The 21,177-nt window shown below is 76.9% G+C and carries 19 protein-coding genes; 7 read left to right on the plus strand and 12 right to left on the minus strand.

What is annotated here, in order from left to right:
• Positions 1-109: 109 nt before the first annotated feature.
• The gene (locus ACI8AK_RS03565; RefSeq protein WP_456951950.1) at positions 110-649 is read right to left on the minus strand and encodes a bacterial proteasome activator family protein; all 540 of its coding nucleotides are present in this window, start codon (positions 647-649) and stop codon (positions 110-112) included.
• Between the two features lie 98 nt (positions 650-747).
• Here ACI8AK_RS03565 and ACI8AK_RS03570 point away from each other — a divergent pair, with 98 nt between their 5' ends.
• Complete coding sequence (locus ACI8AK_RS03570) at positions 748-1,977, plus strand: cysteine desulfurase-like protein (protein ID WP_456901510.1); 1,230 nt, start codon at positions 748-750, stop codon at positions 1,975-1,977.
• A 9-nt stretch (positions 1,978-1,986) separates the two neighbouring features.
• Here ACI8AK_RS03570 and ACI8AK_RS03575 read toward each other — a convergent pair whose 3' ends face one another.
• A complete protein-coding gene (locus ACI8AK_RS03575) occupies positions 1,987-2,979 on the minus strand; it encodes an NAD(P)H-quinone oxidoreductase (protein WP_387990533.1) in 993 nt (330 codons plus the stop codon).
• A 38-nt stretch (positions 2,980-3,017) separates the two neighbouring features.
• Positions 3,018-3,695 carry an NAD(P)-dependent oxidoreductase gene (locus tag ACI8AK_RS03580; RefSeq protein ID WP_456955120.1) on the minus strand — a complete coding sequence of 226 codons (678 nt, stop codon included), beginning with the start codon at positions 3,693-3,695 and terminating at the stop codon, positions 3,018-3,020.
• A gap of 154 nt (positions 3,696-3,849) precedes the next feature.
• Between ACI8AK_RS03580 and ACI8AK_RS03585 the strand changes: the two genes are divergently transcribed.
• Together ACI8AK_RS03585 and ACI8AK_RS03590 are read left to right on the plus strand one after the other, a co-directional pair.
• Positions 3,850-4,824 (plus strand): AraC family transcriptional regulator, encoded by a 975-nt coding sequence (locus tag ACI8AK_RS03585; RefSeq protein WP_387990528.1) that lies wholly within the window; start codon positions 3,850-3,852, stop codon positions 4,822-4,824.
• A 68-nt stretch (positions 4,825-4,892) separates the two neighbouring features.
• Entirely contained in the window at positions 4,893-5,654 is a 762-nt protein-coding gene (locus ACI8AK_RS03590) for a hypothetical protein (protein WP_456955121.1), read from the plus strand.
• A 60-nt stretch (positions 5,655-5,714) separates the two neighbouring features.
• Here ACI8AK_RS03590 and ACI8AK_RS03595 read toward each other — a convergent pair whose 3' ends face one another.
• The 4 genes from ACI8AK_RS03595 to folP all read right to left on the minus strand — a co-directional run bounded on the left by ACI8AK_RS03595 (position 5,715) and on the right by folP (position 9,406).
• Positions 5,715-7,313, minus strand: a complete 1,599-nt coding sequence (locus ACI8AK_RS03595) for an AMP-binding protein (protein ID WP_456901514.1) — start codon at positions 7,311-7,313, stop codon at positions 5,715-5,717.
• A 79-nt stretch (positions 7,314-7,392) separates the two neighbouring features.
• Positions 7,393-7,815, minus strand: a complete 423-nt coding sequence (locus tag ACI8AK_RS03600) for a PaaI family thioesterase (RefSeq protein WP_387990519.1) — start codon at positions 7,813-7,815, stop codon at positions 7,393-7,395.
• A gap of 43 nt (positions 7,816-7,858) precedes the next feature.
• A complete protein-coding gene (locus ACI8AK_RS03605; RefSeq protein ID WP_387990515.1) occupies positions 7,859-8,437 on the minus strand; it encodes a universal stress protein in 579 nt (192 codons plus the stop codon).
• Between the two features lie 108 nt (positions 8,438-8,545).
• Positions 8,546-9,406: a dihydropteroate synthase gene (gene folP, locus ACI8AK_RS03610; protein WP_387990512.1), complete on the minus strand. Its 861-nt coding sequence runs from the start codon at positions 9,404-9,406 to the stop codon at positions 8,546-8,548.
• An 86-nt stretch (positions 9,407-9,492) separates the two neighbouring features.
• Here folP and ACI8AK_RS03615 point away from each other — a divergent pair, with 86 nt between their 5' ends.
• The gene (locus ACI8AK_RS03615) at positions 9,493-9,954 is read left to right on the plus strand and encodes a MaoC family dehydratase (RefSeq protein WP_456955122.1); all 462 of its coding nucleotides are present in this window, start codon (positions 9,493-9,495) and stop codon (positions 9,952-9,954) included.
• A 57-nt stretch (positions 9,955-10,011) separates the two neighbouring features.
• Here ACI8AK_RS03615 and ACI8AK_RS03620 read toward each other — a convergent pair whose 3' ends face one another.
• From ACI8AK_RS03620 to ACI8AK_RS03630, 3 genes are all read right to left on the minus strand, one after another.
• On the minus strand, positions 10,012-11,268 hold the full coding sequence (locus ACI8AK_RS03620) for a serine hydrolase domain-containing protein (RefSeq protein ID WP_387990507.1): 1,257 nt from the start codon (positions 11,266-11,268) through the stop codon (positions 10,012-10,014).
• Positions 11,269-11,385: 117 nt separating this feature from the next.
• Positions 11,386-11,670, minus strand: a complete 285-nt coding sequence (locus ACI8AK_RS03625) for an HU family DNA-binding protein (RefSeq protein ID WP_387990504.1) — start codon at positions 11,668-11,670, stop codon at positions 11,386-11,388.
• 446 nt (positions 11,671-12,116) lie between these two features.
• Positions 12,117-13,229 (minus strand): EAL domain-containing protein, encoded by a 1,113-nt coding sequence (locus ACI8AK_RS03630; RefSeq protein WP_456955123.1) that lies wholly within the window; start codon positions 13,227-13,229, stop codon positions 12,117-12,119.
• 146 nt (positions 13,230-13,375) lie between these two features.
• Between ACI8AK_RS03630 and ACI8AK_RS03635 the strand changes: the two genes are divergently transcribed.
• A complete protein-coding gene (locus tag ACI8AK_RS03635; RefSeq protein WP_387990499.1) occupies positions 13,376-16,108 on the plus strand; it encodes a SpoIIE family protein phosphatase in 2,733 nt (910 codons plus the stop codon).
• 73 nt (positions 16,109-16,181) lie between these two features.
• Here ACI8AK_RS03635 and ACI8AK_RS03640 read toward each other — a convergent pair whose 3' ends face one another.
• Both ACI8AK_RS03640 and ACI8AK_RS03645 read right to left on the minus strand, forming a co-directional pair.
• Positions 16,182-17,405, minus strand: coding sequence for a saccharopine dehydrogenase family protein (locus tag ACI8AK_RS03640; RefSeq protein WP_456901519.1), 1,224 nt, complete (start codon positions 17,403-17,405; stop codon positions 16,182-16,184).
• 28 nt (positions 17,406-17,433) lie between these two features.
• Positions 17,434-18,165: a trimeric intracellular cation channel family protein gene (locus ACI8AK_RS03645; RefSeq protein ID WP_387990493.1), complete on the minus strand. Its 732-nt coding sequence runs from the start codon at positions 18,163-18,165 to the stop codon at positions 17,434-17,436.
• Positions 18,166-18,268: 103 nt separating this feature from the next.
• Between ACI8AK_RS03645 and ACI8AK_RS03650 the strand changes: the two genes are divergently transcribed.
• Both ACI8AK_RS03650 and ACI8AK_RS03655 read left to right on the plus strand, forming a co-directional pair.
• On the plus strand, positions 18,269-20,266 hold the full coding sequence (locus tag ACI8AK_RS03650) for a putative bifunctional diguanylate cyclase/phosphodiesterase (RefSeq protein ID WP_456955124.1): 1,998 nt from the start codon (positions 18,269-18,271) through the stop codon (positions 20,264-20,266).
• A complete protein-coding gene (locus ACI8AK_RS03655; protein WP_456901521.1) occupies positions 20,263-21,168 on the plus strand; it encodes an ABC transporter substrate-binding protein in 906 nt (301 codons plus the stop codon). The genes ACI8AK_RS03650 and ACI8AK_RS03655 overlap by 4 nt, the downstream gene beginning before the upstream one ends.
• Positions 21,169-21,177 lie beyond the last annotated feature (9 nt).

Genomic DNA, 21,177 nt, shown 5'->3' on the forward strand with positions numbered 1-21,177 from the left:
GGTCTGGGGTGCGGCCACGAACACCCCCACCCCCACCCCCCCCCCCCCCCCCCCCCCCCCCCCCCCCCCCCCCCCCCCCCCCCCCCCCCCCCCGGGGCCGCTGTCGCGTCTAGAGGTACTGGCCGCCGCCGGGGCGGTGCTCGGGCGTGCCGCCGGGCAGCGCCCGCCCGCGCCGGATCTCCTCCAGCTGGGCCCGGGCGGCCATCTGCTGGGCGAACAGCGCCGTCTGGATGCCCTGGAAGACGCCCTCCAGCCAGCCGACGAGCTGGGCCTGGGCGATCCGCAGCTCGGCGTCCGACGGGGTCTCGCCCTCACCGAAGGGCTGGGTGATCCGGCGCAGCTCCTCGGACAGCTCGGGCGCCAGGCCCTGCTCGAGCTCCTGGACCGACGAGGTGTGGATGTCCCGCAGCCGGGCCCGGCTGGCGTCGTCGAGGGGCGCGGCGCGGACCTCCTCGAGCAGCTGCTTGATCATCGTGCCGATCCGCATGACCTTGGCGGGCTGCTCGACCATCTCGCCGACGGTGGGCGGGCCGTCGCCGTCGCCGTCCGGGCCGCCGGTGGGCACGGGCATCGCGCCGACCGGACGCCCGTCGGGACCCACGACGACGACCTGCTGCGGACGCTCCATGCCGTTCCCCGGTGCCGTCATGCCTCCATCCTGCCCCTCGCCGTCACCGGCTGAACGCCGGGCGGCGGGGGCCGGGTGCGGCGGCGGTCCGGGTGCGGCGCCCAACTAGGGTCGCCCGCATGCACCCGGGGGAACCACGGCTGGACGTCGCGCGCGTCCGCGGCCTGTTCCCCGGCCTCTCCGACGGCTTCGTGCACACCGACGCCCCCGGCGGCACGCTGATGCCCGAGAGCGTCGTGCACGCCGTCTCCTCGGCGATGCGGGTGCCGGTGGCCAACCGCGGCGGGGTCTTCCCGTCCTCGGCGCGCACCGAGGGCCTGGTGGCCGCGGCGCGGTCCGCCGTCGCCGACCTGGTGGGCGGGGTGTCCACCGGCGTCGTCCTGGGCCCGAACACCACCTCGCTGGTCTACGCGGTCGCCCGCGCGCTGTCCCGCACCTGGCGCTACGGCGACGAGGTGGTGGTCAGCCGCCTCGACCACGACGCGAACATCCGGCCCTGGCTGCAGATGGCCGAGCAGGTCGGCGCCGTCGTCCGCTGGGCCGAGGTGGACATCGAGACCGGCGAGCTGCCCGCCTGGCAGTACGACGACCTCATCACCCCGCGCACCCGCCTGGTGGCGGTGACGGCGGCCAGCAACGCCATCGGCACGCGCCCCGACGTCGCCGCGATCGCCGCCCGCGCGCACGCCGTCGGGGCGCTGGTCTTCGTCGACGCCGTCCAGGCCGCGCCGCACGTGTACCTCGACAAGGCCGCCCTGGGCGCGGACTTCCTGGCCGTGTCGGCCTACACCTGGTGCGGTCCGCACGTGGGCGCGGTGGTGGCCGACCCGGCCCTGCTCGCCGAGCTCGCCCCCGACCGGCTGCTGCCCACGCCCGACCGCGTCCCCGACCGGTTCGAGACCGGCACGCCGCCGTTCGAGCTCTACGCCGGGGTCACCGCCGCCGTCGACCACCTCGCCGGCCTGTGCGACGACGCCACCGGCAGCCGCCGCGACCGGCTGCGCGCCTCCATGGCCGCCGTCGCCGCGTACGAGACCAGCCTGTTCGACTGGCTGGACCAGGCGCTGCGGGCCATGCGGCACGTCCAGGTGGTGGGCTTCCCCGAGCACACGACGCCGACGCTGTCGTTCACCGTGCCCGGCATGCGCCCGCGGCAGGTGGCCGCCGAGCTGTCCCGGCGCGGCATCTGCGCCTGGGACGGCGACTTCTACGCCCGCGAGCTGTTCGACGCGCTCGGCGTCAACGAGCTCGGCGGCGCCGTCCGGCTCGGGCTGGCGCACTACAACACCGCCGAGGAGGTCGGCTACGTGGTCGACTCGGTGGCGGCGCTGCGGGGTGCGCTGCTCTAGGCGCCGTCCCTACGCGTCGGGGAGCAGCAGCACCTTGCCGATGTGCTCGCTGGCCTCGACGACGCGGTGCGCCTCCGCCGCCCGCGACATCGGCAGCCGCCGGTCGACGATCGGCCGGACCACCCCGCGCTCGACGTCGGGCCACACCTGCGCCCGCACCGCGGCGACGATGTCGGCCTTGCCGCCGGGGCCGGTCGGCGGGCGCGAGCGCAGCGCGGTGGCCGCCACCGACGCCCGCTTGGCCAGCAGCTTCGCGATGTCCAGCTCCGCCCGCGTGCCGCCCTGCATGCCGATGACCACCAGCCGCCCGCCGACGGCGAGGGCGTCGACGTTGCGGGCCAGGTACTTCGCGCCCATGTTGTCCAGCACGACGTCGACGCCCGCGCCGTCGGTCTCCTCGCGCACCCGCTGGACGAAGTCCTCGGACCCGTAGTCGATCGTCACCTCGGCGCCGAGCTCGCGGCAGAACTCGAGCTTGGCCGCGCTGCCGGCGGTGGTGAACACCCGCGCGCCGGCCCGGACGGCGAGCTGGATCGCCATCGTGCCGATCCCGCTGGACCCGCCGTGCACCAGGAAGCTCTCGCCCCGGCGCAGGCCGGCGAGCTGGAAGACGTTGGACCAGACGGTGCAGGTGACCTCGGGCAGCGCGGCCGCGGTGGCCAGCTCCACGCCGGCGGGGCGGGGGAGCAGCTGCACCGCCGGGACGGCGACCCGCTCGGCGTACCCGCCGCCGGCCAGCAGCGCGCACACCTCGTCGCCCACCGACCAGCCGGTCACGCCCTCGCCGACCTCGCTGACGATCCCGCTGCACTCCAGGCCGAGGACCTCGCTGGCGCCCCTCGGCGGCGGGTAGTGGCCGGCCCGCTGCAGCAGGTCGGCCCGGTTGACGGCGGTGGCCGCGACGTCGACGACGACCTCGCCGGGACCGGCCACCGGGTCGGGCACCTCACCCCAGCCGAGGACCTCGGGGCCGCCCGGTCCACTCGCGATCACCGCACGCATGCCCCCGACCCTAGGAGGACCCTCCCGCGAGCCCGCTCTCAGGAGCTCGGTGCGGGCGCCACCGACGCCGTGGCGCCGGAGACGGTGAGGCAGCGCCCGCGCCCGGGCTCGGCCACCAGGTCGGCGAGCACCCCGCCCAGCGCCCGCCGCGAGACGTGCATCCCCCCGGTGTCCCCGGCCGGCGAGGTCGCGGCCGGCTCGTCGCCGTCGGTGAGGTACACCGGCTGCACGATCGTCCAGTCCAGGCCGCTGTCCCGGACGACCCGCTCCTGCCGCTCGTGGTCGGCGATCTGCGGCCGCAGCAGGAGGGCGAACACCAGCCGGGCCGACAGCGGCAGCCGCCCCCGCGTCTCCCCGACGCCGTAGGAGGACTGGACGACCAGCCGCGGGACGCCGTGCTCCCGCATCGCGGCGACCACCGCGGCCGTCCCCCGCGAGCGGACGTCGAGCGGGGTGCCGCGGCTGCCCAGCAGGCGCACCCGCAGCGGGTGCTCGCTGATGCCGAGGGCCACCACCACGGCGTCCTGCCCGCGGACCGTCCGCGCCACGTCCCCGGGCGCCGTGGCGTCGCCGTCCACGGCCCGGACGCCGCGACGCCCCGCGTACGCCGCCGACGCCCGCCGGGCGAACGCGGTCACCTCCCGTCCCTGCCCGGCCAGCGCCTCCACGGCCGCCCGTCCGGATCCACCCGTCGCACCCACCACCAGAACGCGCACGTCCCTGCTCCTCCCGGTCCCGCCGGCGCCCGTCGCCGGTCGCCGTCGACACTGGCGGCCGGGGCGGCCGGAGCCCATGACCGCGCGTCCGCGGACGGTGCCCGTTCGTCCGGCGGACCTGGACGCCCGGTGCGGACGCCAGCAGGCTGGGACCGTGCACGCGGACGCCGTGACCGACGGGGACCACGCCCGGCCCTGGGCGCCGGTCGACCCCCTCGGCGGCGTGCTGGCCGACCTCCGCATCCGCGGCACCTTCTACTGCCGGGCGGAGGCGACCGCGCCGTGGGGCCTGGAGATGCCCGCCCTCGCCGGGTGCATGAGCTTCCACGTCGTCACGCGGGGCAGCTGCCTGCTCGAGGTCGACGGCGAGCGGCGCGAGCTCGGCGTCGGGGACCTGGCCCTGGTCCCGCACGGGCGCGGGCACCTGCTGCGCAGCGGCCCCGGGGCGCCGGTCGCCGGGCGCGCCGACCTGCTGCCGCAGCGGTACCTGGGCGACCACTGCTCCGTCCTGCGGCTCGACGGCGGCGGCCCACCGGCGGCGATGGTGTGCGGGGTGGTCGAGCCCGACCGGCCGGGCGCCGCCCACCTGCTCGGCCTGCTCCCGCCGGTCCTGGTGGTCGACGGGTCGGACCCGGCCCGGACCGGCTGGCTGCCGCTGCTGCTCCGGGTGCTCGCCGACGAGGCCGCGGTGGACCGGCCCGGCGCCGAGGCCGTGATCACCCGGCTGGCCGACGTCGTGGTCGTCCAGGCCGTCCGGGCGTGGCTGGACACCGCGGCCACGGGCCCGGGGTGGCTCCGGGCCCTCCGCGACCCCCAGGTGGGGCGGGCCGTGGCGTCGCTGCACCGCGAGCCCGGCTCGGCCTGGACCCTGACCCGGCTGGCGCGGGAGGCCCGCATGTCGCGCTCGTCGTTCGCCGCCCGGTTCACCGAGCTGGCCGGCGAGCCGGCGATGCACCACCTGGCCCGCTGGCGGATGCACCTGGCCACGGTCGCGCTGGGGCAGGGGGCGCGGGTGGGCGAGCTGGCCGGGAGCCTGGGCTACGAGTCGGAGGCCGCGTTCTCGCGCGCGTACAAGCGGATCGTCGGCGTCCCGCCGACCGCGGCCGGGGCGGCCGCGCGACGCTCCTGAGGTCGGTCCCGGCGCCGTCCAAGCTGGCCACAAGCCCGTTGCAGGGGCCCGGCGGCACCGTCCCCACCGTGACCACGACGAGCACCCCTCCGACGAGCACCCCTCCGACGAGGACCCCTCCGACGAGCACCTCCACGACGACGTCCCCCGCCCCCGTCCGCCGCCCGCCCGCCCGCCGCGGCTCGGTCCGCTCCCTGGGCGACCACGCGCTGCTGCACCGGGCGCTGCGCTCGGGCACCCGGGTGGTCGCCGAGGCCCTGACCGGCATCGCCTTCGACGAGTCCTGCTGCCCCGAGCGGCAGCGCGAGCTGGTCCGCTGGACGAGCGGCGTGCTGGCCGAGGTCCGGGCGCACGCGGTGCTGCGCCGGCGGCTGGAGGCCGCGGTGTCGCGCGTCGTGCTGCCCGGCGGGGGCCCGGACGTGCGCCGCCCCGGTGGTGACGCCGCCCTCGACGAGGCGCTCACGCGGGCCGTCCTGGCGCTGCCGCTGTTCGCCCGCGACGTGAGCGCCGGCGCTCCCGCCCTGGCCCTCGCGCTGACCGACCTCGCCGACCTGGTCGCCGCCCGGCTGGACGCCGAGGAGGCCGTCGTGCTGCCGCTGGTCGACGAGCACGTGTCGGCCGCCGAGCGCGGCCGCGCCGAGCGGGCCGCTCGCCGGGGCCTGCCCGCCGGTCAGGCGCTGTTCACGCTGCCGTGGCTGCTGGACGCCTGCCACCCCGCCGAGCGCGTCACGGTGCTGGAGACGGCCTCCCGCCCGGCCCGGCTGGTCCTGCGGTTCGCCGGCGCACGCCATGGGCGCACCCGCGACGCCGTCCTCGGCACGCCCTGGTGACGTCGGGGACGGCAGCGGGCCGGCTCCCCGGGAGGGGAGCCGGCCCGCTGTGGACGACCGCTAGGCGCGGGCCTTGAGGTCCTTGCGCAGGATCTTGCCGGCCGCGGACTTGGGCACCTGGTCGATGAACTCCACCGCGCGGATCTTCTTGTGCGGGGCGAGCCGGCTGCCGGCGAAGTCCATGACGTCCTGCTCGGAGATCTCCGCGCCGGGCGCCTTGACGACGAACGCCTTGGGCAGCTCCTCGCCGCTCTCCTCGTCCTTGACGCCGATGACGGCGGCGTCGGCGATGGCCGGGTTGCTCAGCAGCACGGCCTCGAGCTCGGCCGGGGCCACCTGGTAGCCCTTGTACTTGATCAGCTCCTTGACCCGGTCGACGACGGTGTAGCAGCCGTTCTCGTCGACGACCGCGACGTCGCCGGTGTGCAGCCAGCCCTCGTCGTCGAGGGTCTGGGCGGTCGCCGTCGGGTTGTTGAGGTAGCCCTTCATGACCTGCGGGCCGCGGACCCACAGCTCCCCGCGCTCACCGGGGGCGGCGTCCGTGCCGGTCTCCGGGTCGACCAGGCGGCACTCGGTGTTGGGCAGCGCCAGGCCGACCGAGCCCTTGGGCACCTCGGTGACGCCCTCGGGCAGCCGGGTGGCGTCCGGGGTGGTGTGCGAGACCGGCGACAGCTCGGTCATGCCGTAGCCCTGCGCGACGACGACGCCGTCGGCGGCGCCCTTGCGCAGCCGGTCCTGGGCGGCCTGGGCCAGCGCCTCGTCCAGCGGCGCGGCGCCGGAGGTGATGCTGCGCAGCGAGGACAGGTCGAACTGGTCGACCATCGGGTGCTTGGCCAGCGCCAGCACGATGGGCGGCGCCACGAACGCGCGGGTGATCTTCTGGTCCTGGATCGTGCGCAGGAACTGCTCGAGGTCGAACCGCGGCAGGGTGACCACGGTGCCGCCCCACTGCAGGCCCTGGTTCATGAGCACGGTCAGGCCGTAGATGTGGAAGAACGGCAGGACGGCGATGATCCGCTCGTCGCCCTCGACCAGCTCCACCAGCGGGCGGGACTGGCTGACGTTGGCCACCAGGTTGCGGTGGGTGAGCATGACGCCCTTGGGCAGGCCCGTGGTGCCGCTGGAGTAGGGCAGCGTGACCAGGTCGTTCGCGGGGTCGATGTCGACCTCGACCGACGGGGCGTCGCTGGTGATGAGGTCCAGCAGTGAGGCGTGGCCCTCGGCGCCGTCCATGACGATGACCTCGTCGACCGGCGTCTGCTCGGTGGCCTCGAGCGCGCGGTCGAGGAACGGCGAGACGGTGACGAGCACCTTCGCGCCGGAGTCCTTGAGCTGGTAGGCGACCTCGTGGGCGGTGTAGAGCGAGTTGATCGGGCTCATCACCAGGCCGGCGCGGGCGATGCCGTGGAAGACGACCGGGTACCACATGGTGTTCGGGCACAGCACCGCGACGACGTCGCCCTTGCGCAGGCCGCGGGCGGCGAGGGCGGCCGCGACCCGGTCGACGTAGGTCGCCAGCTGGCCGTGGGTGATCGAGTCACCGGTCAGCCCGTCGACCAGAGCAGGTGCGTCCGGCCGCGACGCCCCGCCGGCGAGGACGAACTCGGGTACCGACTGGTCGGGGATCTCGACGTCGGGGTAACGACTGGCCAAAGCCACGGTGCTCCTCCTCAGGGGTGCGTAGTGGCGCCAGTCTCACACCCCGGGTGTGTCGCGCGACACGCGGGTTACTCGCCGGTCACCTCGGCCAGAGCACCGACTGGGTGCACCGGAACAGGGCGAGGGTCCTCCCGGCGTCGGAGGCGACGACGGCGTCCCAGACCTGCGTGGTCCGGCCGGCGTGCACGTTCGTCGCCACCGTGCGCAGCCGGCCCTCGCGGAGGGTGCCGAGGAAGTTGCTCTTCAGCTCGATGGTCGTGAAACCGGCCGACCCGTCGGGCAGCAGGGCGCGGGTGGCCAGGCCGCAGGCGGTGTCGGCCAGGGCGACGACGGTGGCCGCGTGCAGGTAGCCGTTGGGCGCGAGCAGCTCGGGGCGGACGTCGAGGGCGGCCTCGAGCCGGCCCGGCTCGTGCGCGGTGACGGTCAGCCCGATCAGCCCGGGCAGGGTGCCCGGCAGCAGCGCGTTCAACTCGTCGGCGGTGAGGAACCCGGGAGCGGCCACGGCCGCGACCGTAGCGCCGCGCGAGCGGGGGGACCCGGCCGCGTCAGGGGGCGGCGGAGTCGGTCCTCGCCCGGCGGAAGCGGCGGCGGTGGGTGCGGACCCGCTCGCCGTCGGGGCGGCGGCGCAGGTGCAGCCGCTCGCGGTGCGCCTCGGCCGAGTGGACGACGGTGACCGGGCACGGCGCGTGCAGGACGCACTGCAGGCCCGTCGAGCCGAGCAGCACGCTGGAGAACCCGCCGTGCCCCCGGCTGCCGACCACCAGCAGGTCCGCGCCCACCGACTCCCGGACCAGGCCCTCGGCCGCCGAGCCGAGCACGGCCGTCACGTGGATCACCGGGTGCGGCTCCGGCACCTCGCGCAGCACCTCCTCGACGAACGCCTCGGCCCGCTCCACCGCCGCGGCCTCGGCCCGCTCGTAGTGGACGTCGCCGACGACGTCGAAGTCCATCCACGCCTCGGGCGGGCGGTACACGGTGACCGCCTCGACGGGAACGCCCCGGCGGACGGCGTCGTCGAGGGCGAACCGCAGCGCGGCCCGCGCCCCCGCCGACCCGTCGACGCCCACCACCACCCGCGGCCCGTGGGCCCGGGACTCCTCGACGCCTGCGACCTGCTCGGTCATGACGGCCTCCCCGGCACCGTCCCCGCGGGACCCGGCGCCCCGGCGGGCGACCCGAGCATGATCCGTCCGGCCGCCCGGCGGAAGGGCCCTCCGCCGCGCCCGGTCGGCTCAGGCCAGGCCGCGGGTGGTCCGCGCCGGCGGACGGTCGCCGCGGATGGCGGCGACCATGTCCAGCGTCTGGCGGGTCGCGGCGACGTCGTGGGCGCGGAACACGCGGGCGCCCAGCCACGCGCTGACCGCCGTCGCGGCGAGCGTGCCGGTCAGCCGCTGCTCCAGCGGGACGTCGAGGGTCTCCCCGACGAAGTCCTTGTTCGACAGCGCCACCAGCACCGGCCAGCCGGTGGCCACGAGCTCGCCGAGCCGGCGGGTGGCCTCCAGCGAGTGCCGGGTGTTCTTGCCGAAGTCGTGGCCGGGGTCGACCAGCACCCGCTCGCGGTCCACGCCGGCGGCGACCGCGGCCTCGGCCAGCGCCGTCGTCCGCGCCACGACGTCGGCCACCACGTCGTCGTACCGGACCCGGTGCGGCCGGGTCCGCGGCGGCAGCCCGCCGGCGTGCGTGCAGACGATGCCCGCGCCCGCCTCGGCCGCGACCTGCGCGAGCTCGGGGTCGACCCCGCCCCACGCGTCGTTGACGACGTCCGCCCCCGCGGCGAGCACCTCCCGGGCCACCTCGGCCCGCCAGGTGTCGATCGAGATCGGCAGGTCCGGGTGGGCGGCGCGGATGGCGGCGACCAGGTCCACGGTGCGGCGGATCTCCTCGGCGGGGGAGACCTCCGCGCCCGGGGCGGCCTTCACCCCGCCGACGTCGACCACGTCCGCGCCCTCGGCCACCACCCGGTCCACCCGCTCCACCGCGGCGGCGAGCTCGTAGGTCGCCCCGCGGTCGTAGAAGGAGTCCGGCGTGCGGTTGACGATCGCCATGACCACCAGCCCGCCGTCGGGCACGTCCCGCCGGCCCAGTCGCAGCACCCCGTCGCCTCCGTCCCGGCCGATGTGGTGGAGTCAGCCAACCAGACCACCGGCGGTCCGGACCGAGGGACACAGGAGGACAGGCGATGGCGCAGACCACCGTGGACGGGGTCGAGGGCGTGCAGGGGCTCGTGGGGCGGCACCTGGGCCACAGCGACTGGGTCGAGGTCACCCAGGAGCAGGTGCAGCAGTTCGCCGACGCGACCGGCGACCACCAGTGGATCCACGTCGACGTCGAGCGCGCGAAGAAGGAGAGCCCCTTCGGCGGGCCGGTGGCGCACGGCTACCTGACGCTGTCGCTGGTCCCGTCACTGCTGCCGCAGATCGTCGAGATCACCGGCTTCCGGATGGGCGTCAACTACGGCACCGAGAAGGTGCGCTTCCCCTCGCCGGTGCCGGTGGGCAGCCGCGTCCGCGCCGGCGCGACGCTCGCGTCCGCGACGCCCTTCGACGGCGGGGTCGCGATGAACATGGACGTCACCGTCGAGGTCGAGGGCCAGACCAAGCCCGCGATGGTCGCCACCGTCGTCTACCGCCGCTACCTGTAGGCCGGGCGGTGCACTCCCGCGGACGTGCCCGGGGCGCGTCCGCGGGAGCGCACCGCCTCAGGCGACGATCGACTGGTTGACCAGGGCGCGCAGGTAGGCCCGGATCGGCAGCGTGCTCGAGGGCAGCAGCTGCGTGTAGAAGCTGACGACGACGTCCTCGACCGGGTCGACGTAGAACGCCGTCGACGCCGCCCCGCCCCAGCTGTAGTCGCCGACGCTCGCGACGCCGCCGTAGCGCGCCGGGTCCAGCACCATCGAGAAGCCCAGCCCGAAGCCCACCCCGCGCAGCGGCGTCTCGGCGAACAGCGGCCGCCCGAACGTCTCCAGGTCGGCGTTGCCGGGCAGGTGGTTGCGCACCATGTGCGCCAGCGTCCGCGGGCCGAGCAGCCGCCCGCCGTCGTAGGAGCCGCCGCGGCGCAGCATCTCGCAGAAGCGCAGGTAGTCAGCCGCCGTCGAGACCAGCCCGCCGCCGCCGGACAGGAACGTCGGCTTGCGGTGCGCCGCCTCGCCCATGGCGTCGATCGGCGCGAAGGAGGTGGCCGGGCCGCCGGGCTGCCCGGGGACGGCGGCGTAGAGCCGGGCGAGGGAGTCGACGTCGTCGTCCTCGCGCAGGCCGAAGGAGGTGTCGGTCATGCCCAGCGGGCGGAAGACCCGCTCCGCGAAGAAGACGTCGAGGGTCTGGCCGGAGACGACCTCCACGAGCCGGCCGAGGACGTCGGTGGAGACGCCGTAGTTCCACTCCGACCCGGGCTGGAAGACCAGCGGCACCGACGCCCACTGGCGGCACGCCTCGGCCGAGTCGACGCCGGGCGGGGTGCCCCACTCGTGGCCCATCGCGCGGTACATGGCGTCGACCGGGTGGGCGTGGTGGAAGCCGTAGGTGAGCCCGGAGGTGTGCGTGAGCAGGTGCCGGACCCGGATCGGCTCGACCTGCGGCTGGGTGACCGGCTTCTGCGCCGACCCGGCGACGTACACGCGGGTCTCGGCGAACTCCGGCAGCCACTTCGCGATCGGGTCGGTGAGCTCGAAGGCCCCCTCCTCGTACAGCATCATCGCCGCCACCGAGGTCACCGGCTTGGTCATCGAGAAGATCCGCCAGCGGGTGTCCTCCTCGACCGGGAGGCCGTTCTCGACGTCGCGGGAGCCGTACCGCCCGACGTGGGCCAGCCGGCCGTGCCGCGACACCGTGACGAGGAAGCCGGGCAGCTGCCCGTCGTCGACCCAGCGGGCCAGCCGCCTGTCCAGGCGCTCCAGCCGGCCGGCGTCGAGGCCGACCTCGGCCGGGTCGGTGTCCAGGGTCAGTCCGCTCGCCACGTGCTCCTCCGTCCCGGCACCGCCGCCCTCGGGCGGCGCCTGCCTGCGCATCCTGACCCACGGGACGTGGGCGGGGTCACAGGGGGCAGGCGCCGCCCCGGCGGGGGGCCCGGCGGGTCAGACCGGCACGTTGCTCGCGGCCTTCTTCAGGTTGGAGCCGGCGGTCACCTTGACGGTGTTGGCCGCGGGGATCTCGATGGACTCACCGGTCTGCGGGTTGCGGCCGGTGCGCGCCGAGCGCTGGGTCCGCTCGACGGTGATGAGACCGGAGACGGCCACCTTCTCGCCGCGGGTGATCGCCTCCACGAGCTCCTCCTGCAGGCCGCTCAGCACGGCGTCGACGGTGGAGCTGGGGACGTCGGCGCGCTTCGCGATGGCGGAGACGAGTTCGGCCTTGTTCACGGGGTTCCTCTCAGACGTCGGGGCCCGCGCGGTCTCGGCGGGCCGCCGGGTGGGGTGCCGGCCGCGGGTCCGCGGCGGCGGTCCCGGGCGGGCGCCCGGGACGGACCGGTCCCCGTCGGGGGTCCGGCCCGGGGCACCGTGACACGCCGACGGGGCATCTGGCCAGTGCACGGGCCTGATCACGACCCTACGGACCCGCCGGTACCACCCGTCCCGGGGAGGGGTGGCCCCCCGCGGCACGGCGGGAGCCGCGTGCCGCAGGTCCCCCGGGACCGACCCCGCCGTCGGCGACCCGTGCCCGGGCGGTGATGTGACGGGCCGGAGCGGCGACCCGGCCGGGGTCCCGGCGTCGTCGGCGGCGGTGACGAGGCGGTGCGGCCGGGGACGACGTCCCCCGCGGGTGGACGTCTCCACCGGGCGGTTCCTCCCGGTGGTCCGGGGTCCGGTCAGCGGGCGGCGGCCGCGGAGGCCAGGTCCTCGACGCGCAGCAGGCCCACCACGGCGCCGGCCGCGTCGGTGCAGACCACGGGGTCGAAGCGCTGGGCCGGCGAGCGGGTCAGCGCCCGCTGCAGGGTGGCGGTGACGTCGTCGGTGGGCTCGGCACGCAGCGACACGGGGGCGGTGTGCGCCTGCCCGGTGCGCGGGTCGGTCAGCCGCAGGGCCAGCGGCTCGCCCTGCGGGCCCACCAGGACGACCGGCGGCACGCCGGGGAAGGCCTCGGTGACCTCGCACTGGCGCACCGGCCGCAGCAGGCCCGCGACGGTGGACGCCGTCCGCGCGCGGGCGGCGCAGCCGCGGACCAGCGCGGCGACGTCCGGGTCCAGCGGCGCGAACCCCGGCGTGGGCCGGCCGAGCAGCCACCCCTGGGCCAGCGGTACGCCGAGCCGGCAGAAGGCGGCCAGCTCGCTCCGGGTCTCGATGCCCTCGGCGAGCAGCCAGGCGTCGATGCGGCCGGCGAACTCGCCGACCATCTCCGCCAGCGCCATCCGCACCGGGTCGGCGTCGGCGCCGGCGACCAGGGACCGGTCGAGCTTGACCAGCTGCGGCCGCAGGGCGGCCAGCTGCTGCAGGCCCGACCAGCCCGAGCCGGTGTCGTCGAGGGCGACCAGCGCACCCCGCGCCCGCAGCGCGGCGACCTGGAGCCGCAGCGCGCCCAGGTCGTCGACCGGCGCGTGCTCGGTCAGCTCGACGACGACGCGGTGCAGGTCCGGGCGGGTGGCCAGCGCCTCCTGCACCGGCGCCGTCCCGAGCAGGTGTGGACCGACGTTGACGGTGAGGAAGGTGTCCGCGGGCAGGTCCGGGACGGCGGCCAGGGCCTTGTGCAGGGCCAGCGCCTCGAGCTCCGCGGCGATCCCGGCGTCCGCGGCCGCGGCGAACCACACCTCCGGGCCGGCGGTCCCCGGGAACCGGGACAGCGCCTCGTACCCGGCCACGCGGGCCCGCGCGAGGTCCACGATCGGCTGGAAGACCAGCGTGAGGTCGTCGGGATCGGCGAGCAGGGGGCGGCAGTCCGGCAGCCGCCGCGTCAGCATCCCCGTCATGGCGAGGGGATCGGCCACCGACGCCGTCCGCCCGACCCGTCCGGCGGCGTCCCTCACCCGGGCGGGGGACCCTGGCGCCACTGCGGACGGCGTGGTCCGCCCGGCCGCCGCCCGTGGCACCATGGACGGCTGCGACCGCCCGGTCGCGTGAGGACAGGAGGGCCGTGACCGTCCCCCTGCCGTCCGCGCCCGACGACGTCCTGCAGGACCCGCACCGCGTCGCCGCCGCCCGCCGCCTGTTCCTCGAGGTGCCGGACCCCGCCGCCTACGACCGGCTGTCCGGGCTGGCCGCGCGGCTGCTCGACGTCGACCACGCGAAGGTCACCCTGTTCATCGAGCGGGACACCGTCGTCGGCGGGCACGGCCTGCCGCCCGGCGTGGTCGGCGGGCGGGCCCTGCTCACCGGGGCCTTCTCCGAGCGCGTCGTGCGCGAGGGGCGGGCCCTCGCGGTGCCCGACGCGCGGGCCGACCGCGTGCTGGCCGCGCTGCCGGCCGTCACCTCCGGCGAGGTCGTGGCCTACCTGGGCACGCCGCTGCTGTCCGCGTCCGGCTTCGTCGTGGGCGCGCTCGCCGTCTACGACCCCGAGCCGCGCACCTGGCAGCCCGACGACGTCGCGCTGCTGGAGCACCTGGCCGCCTCGGTGGTGGCCGAGCTGGAGCTCTCGGCCGCCCGCTCCGCCATCGGCGTGTCCCGCACCCGGCTGGAGGTCGCCCTCGAGGCCAGCGAGATCGGCATCTGGGAGTACGACCTGCGCAGCGGGGCGCTGCACTGGGACGAGCGGTGCGCGGCGGTGCACGGCCTCGACGGGCCCCTGGACATCGCCGACGTCGACCGGATGCTCGCCGAGCGGATCCACCCCGACGACCACGCCGCGGTGCGGGCGGCGATGGCCTCCGCGCTGTCCGGCGCCGGCGAGTACGCCGTCGAGGCCCGCGCCCTGCACGCCGACGGCAGCGTGCGCTGGACGGTGTCCCGCGGCCGCGTGGTGCGCGACTTGCGCGGCGAGCGGGTGCGGGTCCTCGGCACCGTCCTCGACGCCACCGAGGCCCGCGAGCAGGCCACCCGCCGGATGGCGGCGGTGCAGCGGGCCGCCGCCGTCGCCGAGGTCGCCGCGGAGCTGGCGAACGCGACCGCGCTGTCGCAGCTGGCCGAGATCGCGCTGCGGGGCGCCCGGGTGCTCGGGGCGTCCTCCAGCGCGCTGGCCGCGTTCGACGGCGACGGCGCGCTGCGGCTGCACCTCGCCCGCGGCCTGGCCGACACCGTGGCGAGCGCCGCCGCGGAGGCCGACGTGGAGCTGTCGCCCGAGGCCATGGTGGTCGAGCTCGACGACACGCTGCCCACCCAGTACGCCGCCCGGCACGGCGAGCGGCTGGTCTTCGCCGACCTCGACGAGGCGGTGGCCCGGTTCCCGCAGATGGCCGAGGTCGGCGCCGCGCTCGGCCTGCGCGCGCTCGCCGCGCTGCCGCTGCGGGTCGAGGGCCGGCTGCTGGGCAGCTTCGTCGTCCTCTGGGACACCGAGCACGTCTTCGTCGACGACGACGTCGAGCTGCTCGACGCGCTGACCGCGCAGATCGCGCTGAGCGTCTCCCGGCTGCGGTCCCAGGCCGAGCGCGCCGAGGCCGTGCGCGCCATGTCCCGGGCCAACCAGCGGCTGCAGCTGCTGGCCGACGCCGGCCGCGTGCTCTCGGGCAGCCTCGACATCGGCGAGCAGCTCGGGCAGCTCGCCGACCTGGTGGTGCCGGCGCTGGGGGACTGGTGCTGGATCGTCGTCACCGAGGAGCAGGGCCGGCTGCACGAGGTGGCCTGGGCGCACCGCGACCCGGCCCGCCGGGACGACGTCGCCGCCTACGTGCACACGATGGCGACCGGGATGAGCGACGAGCACGCCGCACGGGTGGTCACGCGCACCGGCCGCCCGCTCGTCGTCCCGGAGCTGGACGCCGCCCGGATCGCCCGTTCGCTGCCCGACCCGGCGGACCAGGAGACGCTGCTGCGGCTGGCGCCCCGCTCGGCGCTCGTCGTGCCGCTGGTGGCGCGGGGGCGGGTCATCGGCGCCCTGGGCACCGCCAACGACGCCGCGCGCGGGCCGCACACGCCGGGCGAGGTCGACACCGCGATCGAGGTCGGCCGCCGGGCGGGGCTGGCCCTGCAGGCGGCCCGCCTCTACGAGCAGCAGCGCGACCTCGCCGACGCCCTGCAGCACAGCATGCTCACCGCGCCGCCCCGGCCCGAGGGCTGCGAGATCGTCGTCCGGTACGTGCCGGCGTCGGAGGGCGCCGAGATCGGCGGCGACTGGTACGACGCGTTCGTCGAGGCCGGCGGCGCGGTGGTCCTCGCGATCGGCGACGTCGTCGGGCACGACCGGCACGCCGCCGCGGCGATGGGCCAGCTGCGCGGGCTGCTGCGCGGCATCGGCTACGCAGGCGGGGGCTCACCGGCCGAGGTGCTCGCCGGGCTCGACCGCGCCGCGGCCGGGCTGGCCCTCGGGGCGATGGCCACCGCGGTCCTCGCCCGGCTGGAGCGCACCGACGGCGGGGGCGTCCGGCTGCGCTGGTCCAGCGCCGGGCACCCACCGCCGGTCGTCGTCCTGCCCGGCGGCGGCGTGCGCGTGCTGGACGAGGGGACGGCCGACCTGCTGCTGGGCGTCGACCCGCGCCGCCCGCGCACCGACCACGACTGCGAGCTGCCCGTGGGCAGCACGGTGCTGCTCTACACCGACGGCCTGGTCGAGCGGCGGGACCGCGACCTCGACGCCGGGACCGCCGCCCTCACCGCCGCGCTGGGCGAGTTCGGCCACCTCCCGCTCGAGGAGCTGTGCGACCGGCTGCTCGGGCGCATGGTCCTGCCCGGCGCCGAGGACGACGTCGCGCTGCTCGCCGTCCGCGTCGAGGGATGACACCGCGGTCCTCCGGACCGCACCGCGGCCACGTGCCGCCCACGGGCTGGGATGTGCCGGAAGGAGGCCCTCCCTAGAGGGCCGTGACCTCGTAGGTGTGCCCGGCGGCGCGCAGCCGGTCGACCAGCACGCCGTCCAGCGCCGTCGCGGGGGTCAGCGACCCGGCCCGGTCCGGCAGCCGGTCCTCGTCGAGGGCCAGCCCCAGCGCCGCCTCGCCGAGCATCACCGACGTCGCCTTGTAGCCGGGGTCGCCCTGCCCGGCCACGGTGGCCCGGTAGCGGCGGCCGCCCTCGGTGTCGGCGTCGACGACCATCCGGAAGAAGCCCCTCTCCCGCACCGACTCGCTCGGCCCGCTCCCGGGTGCCGGGAGCACCCGGTCGAGCAGGGCCCGGGTGGGCGGGAAGGCGATCGCGCCGAGCGCCGCGGCGAGACCGGTGGTGACGCCGGCGGCGGCGAACGCGCCGGGGATCCCGCGGCCGGTGCTCATCGACTCGCCGTAGCGCAGGCCCCGGCCGTAGGCCCAGTCCTGCAGCGCGTTGCTGCGGCGCACGATGCGGGTGTTGAACGGCGCCATCACGAACGGGGCGGTCCACCGGCCCCCGGCGGCGAGCGCGGGCGGCATGGCGTCCGGCGGCTGCTTCGTGTCCGGCTCGGCGGCGCGGTCGGGGGAGAGGGCGTACGGGTCGGCGATCACCCTCCGCACCGCCCGGTCGGTGGCCATCGCCTCGACCTGCGCGCGCATCGAGTCGACCGTGCCGCCGCTGAACCCGCCGCGGACGGTGGCGACGAGGCGGACGTCGGTGAGCCCGCCCGCGCCGTCGGCCCGGGCCCGCTCGGCCAGCAGGAACACCGACAGGTCCGACGGGATCGAGTCGTAGCCGGCGGCGTGCACGAGGCGGGCGCCGGTCTCCCGGGCGACGGCGTCGCAGCGGTCGATGGCCTCGCGGACGAACAGCACCTCGCCGGTGAGGTCGGCGTAGTGCGTGCCCGCCCGCGCGCAGGCCTCCACCACCGGCAGGCCGTAGCGGTGGTAGGGACCGACCGTGGTGGCCAGCACCCGGGTGGTCTCCGCCATCCGGGCCAGGGACGCCGGGTCGCTGCTGTCGGCCTCGAGCAGCGGCCAGTGGCGGGCCGTCTCCGGCAGGTCGGCCGCGGCGGCGGTCAGCCTCTCCTTCGACCGGCCGGCCAGGGCGACGCGCAGGCCAGGCGGCGCGGCCTGGGCCAGGTAGGCGGCGACCAGGCGGCCCACGAAGCCGGTGGCGCCGAAGAGGACGACGTCGTGCTCCCGCTCGGGCATGCGGCTCATCCTGCCGGGCGGCTCCGGCTCACCGCATCCGGCGGCGGAGGACCCGGCGGCGCCCGTCCGGCCGCCGGGACCGGTCGCGGGCCGCGAGCCGGCTGCGGGCGCGGCCGGGGAGGTCCACGGCGACCGGCGCCTCCCACCCGCGCCACACCGACAGCACCCGCAGCGCCGCCACGAAGGCGATCACCAGCAGCGCCACCGGGATGGGGTCCACGCCGAGCGGCCCGGCCAGCAGCGTGAGCAGCGTGGCGCCGAGCAGCGCGGCGACGGCGTTGTAGGGCCCGGGCTGCACGATGTCGGCGCGCTGGGCGAGCAGCACGTCGCGGATCACCGCCCCGCCGACCGCCGTCAGCGTCCCGATGAACACCACCGAGGCGCTGGGCAGGCCGGCGAGCTGGGCCTTCTGCGCGCCGATGACGGTGAACAGGCCGAGGGTGAGCGCGTCGAGCACCACCAGCAGCGCGGTGAGCCGGGACAGCCAGCCGGAGAAGAAGAAGGTGACCGCCGCGGTGATGGCCACGGCGGGCAGGTAGGCGCGGTTGGTCAGCGCCACCGGCGGCCCCTCGGCGAGCAGCACGTCGCGGATCAGCCCGCCGCCGAGGCCGCCGCTGACCGCCAGCAGCAGGACACCGGAGACGGCGAAGCCCTCCCGGGCGGCCAGCAGCCCGCCGGTCAGCGCGCCGACGACGATCGCGGCGAGGTCGACCGCGGCCGGGACGCGCAGCGTCTCCGTGGCCGCCGCGAGGGTGCTCACGAGGGTCCATCCTCCCGCCCGCCCCCGCGCCGCCCGGGACCTGGCCCCCCGGACGGGTGAGACGGCGCTCGACCGGCGGCCCGGTCCGTCCGATGAGGCAGCCATGAGCAGGTCCCGGAGCGCGACGGCGGCCGGCACCCGGCTGTTCGCCGCCTACGCCGCGGCCAGCCTGGTGCCGGTGGTCGTGCTGGGTGCGGTCCTCGCGGCGGGCATCCGGCAGGACGCCGTCGACCGCGCGCTGGAGTACGGCCACGCGCAGGCCGCGGTGGTCGAGGAGATGACCATCGCCCCGGCGCTGCGCGGGCAGGACCTCGGCACCGGGCTGACCGGGGCCGAGCGCGAGCGGCTGCAGGCGGCCACCGACCTCGCCGTCTTCCGAGGCTCGATCCTGCGGCTGCGGCTGCGCGACTTCGCCGGCGCGGTCGTCTTCGCCGACGACGGCGCCACCGGTCCCGAGACCGCGCTGCCCGACTACCCCGCCGGCGAGGACGTCGTCCCCGCCGCCGGCGCCGCGTTCGCCACGGCCGCCGCCGGCGGGACCGACGTCGCCCTCCTCGACGACGACGGCCTCGCCGTGGGCCGGATGATCCGCGTCCTGCAGCCCATCGTCGCCGACACCTCCGGCCGCTCGGTCGGCGTGCTCGAGCTGCTGCTGCCCTACGACACCGTCGCCGCCCGGGTCGAGGCGGCCACCACCCGCACCCACTGGCGGCTGGGCGCCGGCCTCGGCGCCCTCTACCTCGTGCTCGCCGGGATCTCCTGGTCGACCACCCGCCGGCTGCGCCGCCAGGCCGCGCAGGCCGCCCACGACGCGCTGCACGACCCGCTGACCGGCCTGGCCAACCGCGAGCTGTTCGCCCGGCGGGTGGCCGCCGAGGTGGGCCGGGGCGCCCCGGCCGCCGTCGTCCTCGTCGACCTCGACCGGTTCAAGGAGGTCAACGACACCCTCGGCCACCACGCCGGCGACCAGTTGCTGCGCGAGGTGGGCCGGCGGCTGTCGGCGACCGTGCGGGCGGAGGACACCGTGGCCCGCCTCGGCGGCGACGAGTTCGGCCTGCTGCTGCCCGGCATGGACGACGCCGGCGCCGCCCGCGAGCTGGTGCAGCGGGTCAGCGACGCGCTGTCGGTGGAGACCGTGGTCGAGGGCGTGCCGCTGGCGGTGGAGGCCAGCTGCGGCATCGCCATGCACCCGGCCGACGCCACCGACGTCGAGACGCTCATGACCTGCGCCGACGCCGCCATGTACCAGGGGAAGCGCGGCGCGACCGGCGTCGTCGTCTTCGACCCCCGCGCCACCGCGCCCTCGCCGCACTCGCCGGCGCTGCAGCACGACGTGCGGCGCGCGCTGGAGGACGGCGACCTGCGCCTGCACTACCAGCCGCAGGTGGACCTGGCCTCCGGCGCCACCGTCGGCGTGGAGGCGCTGCTGCGCTGGCAGCACCCGCAGCGCGGGCTGATCGGCCCCGGCGAGTTCCTGCCGGCGCTGGAGCAGTCCGGCGTCATGGGCGCGCTCACCGAGTGGGTGCTCCGGCAGGCGCTGGCCGACTGCGCCGCCTGGACGGCCGCCGGCGAGGACTGGACCGTCTCGGTCAACGTCTCGGTGCGCAACCTCGAGGCGCCCGGGTTCGCCGCCACCGTCGCCCGGCTCGCCGCCGTGGCCGGGGTGCCGCCGGCGAAGCTGGTCCTCGAGGTCACCGAGACCGCGCTGCCCGCCGACCTCGCCGCCGCCTCGGCCTGCCTGGCCGAGCTCGCCGCGCACGGGTTCGGCGCGGCGCTGGACGACTTCGGCGTCGGCTACGCCAGCCTGTCGCACCTGCGCTCGCTGGCGCTGGCCGAGGTCAAGGTCGACCGGGCCTTCGTCACCGGGGTCGACGTCTCGGCCGAGGACGCCGCCGTCGTGCGGTCGCTGGTCGAGCTCGCCCACGGCCTGGGGCTGTCGGTGTGCGCCGAGGGCGTCGAGACGCCCGAGGTCGCCGCCTGGCTGCGGGCGGTCGGCTGCGACCGCGCCCAGGGCTGGCTGTTCTCCCGGCCCCGCCCGTGGCCGGAACTCACCTGCGGCGCCCGCCCGGCGTCCGCGCCCGCCCAGGAGGTCCTCGCGTGACCCGCACCCGCCGTGCCGTCGCCGGCACCGCCGTCCTCGCCGCCGCCCTGGTCGCCGCCGGGTGCGGGGCAGCCGCCCCGGAGACCGCCGCCGGCCCGGCCGCCGCCGTCGCCGTCGACGAGGAGCTGCACGCCGCGCTGCCCGCCGACGTGCGCGCGGCCGGCGTCCTGACGGTGGCCAACGACCCGTCCTACCCGCCGGCGTCGTCGTTCGGCCCCGACGGGCGCACCATCGTCGGCTTCGAGCCCGACCTCGGCGCCGCGCTCGGCGACCTGCTCGGCGTGGAGGTGCGCTTCGAGGCCGCGCCGTTCGACACGCTCCTCGACGACCTCGCCGCCGACCGGTTCGACCTGGTCATGAGCGCGGTCACCGACACCGCCGAGCGCGAGCAGCAGGCCGACTTCGTCAACTACTTCCGCGCCGGCTCCTCGATCGTCGTCGCGCGCGGCAACCCGCTCGGCATCCACGAGCTGGCCGGTCTGTGCGGCCGCAGCGTCGCCGTCGAGGCCGGGACCGTGCAGGTCGGGCTGCTGGAGCGGGCCCAGGCCTCGTGCGCGCAGCGCATCGACCTGCACGAGCTGCCCACCAACGACGACGCCCTGCTCGAGCTGCGCACCGGCCGCGCCGACGCCGTCGTCGCCGACTACCCGCCGGCGGTCCACGTGACCACCGACCCGCGGACGCAGAACAGCTACCAGCTGGTCTCCGACACCCAGTACGAGCCCGGGCTGTACGGCATCGCCGTCGCCCCGGACCGGACCGGGTTGCGCGACGTGCTCACCGAGGCGCTGCAGCGGCTGGTCGACGACGGCGTCTACCAGGAGCTGCTCGACCGCTGGGAGGTCGGGCACGGCGCCGTGGACGCGATCACGGTCAACGGCGCCCTGCCCGCCGGCAGCTGACCCGGGCTC

The sequence above is a fragment of the Geodermatophilus sp. SYSU D00867 genome (genome assembly GCF_054050315.1).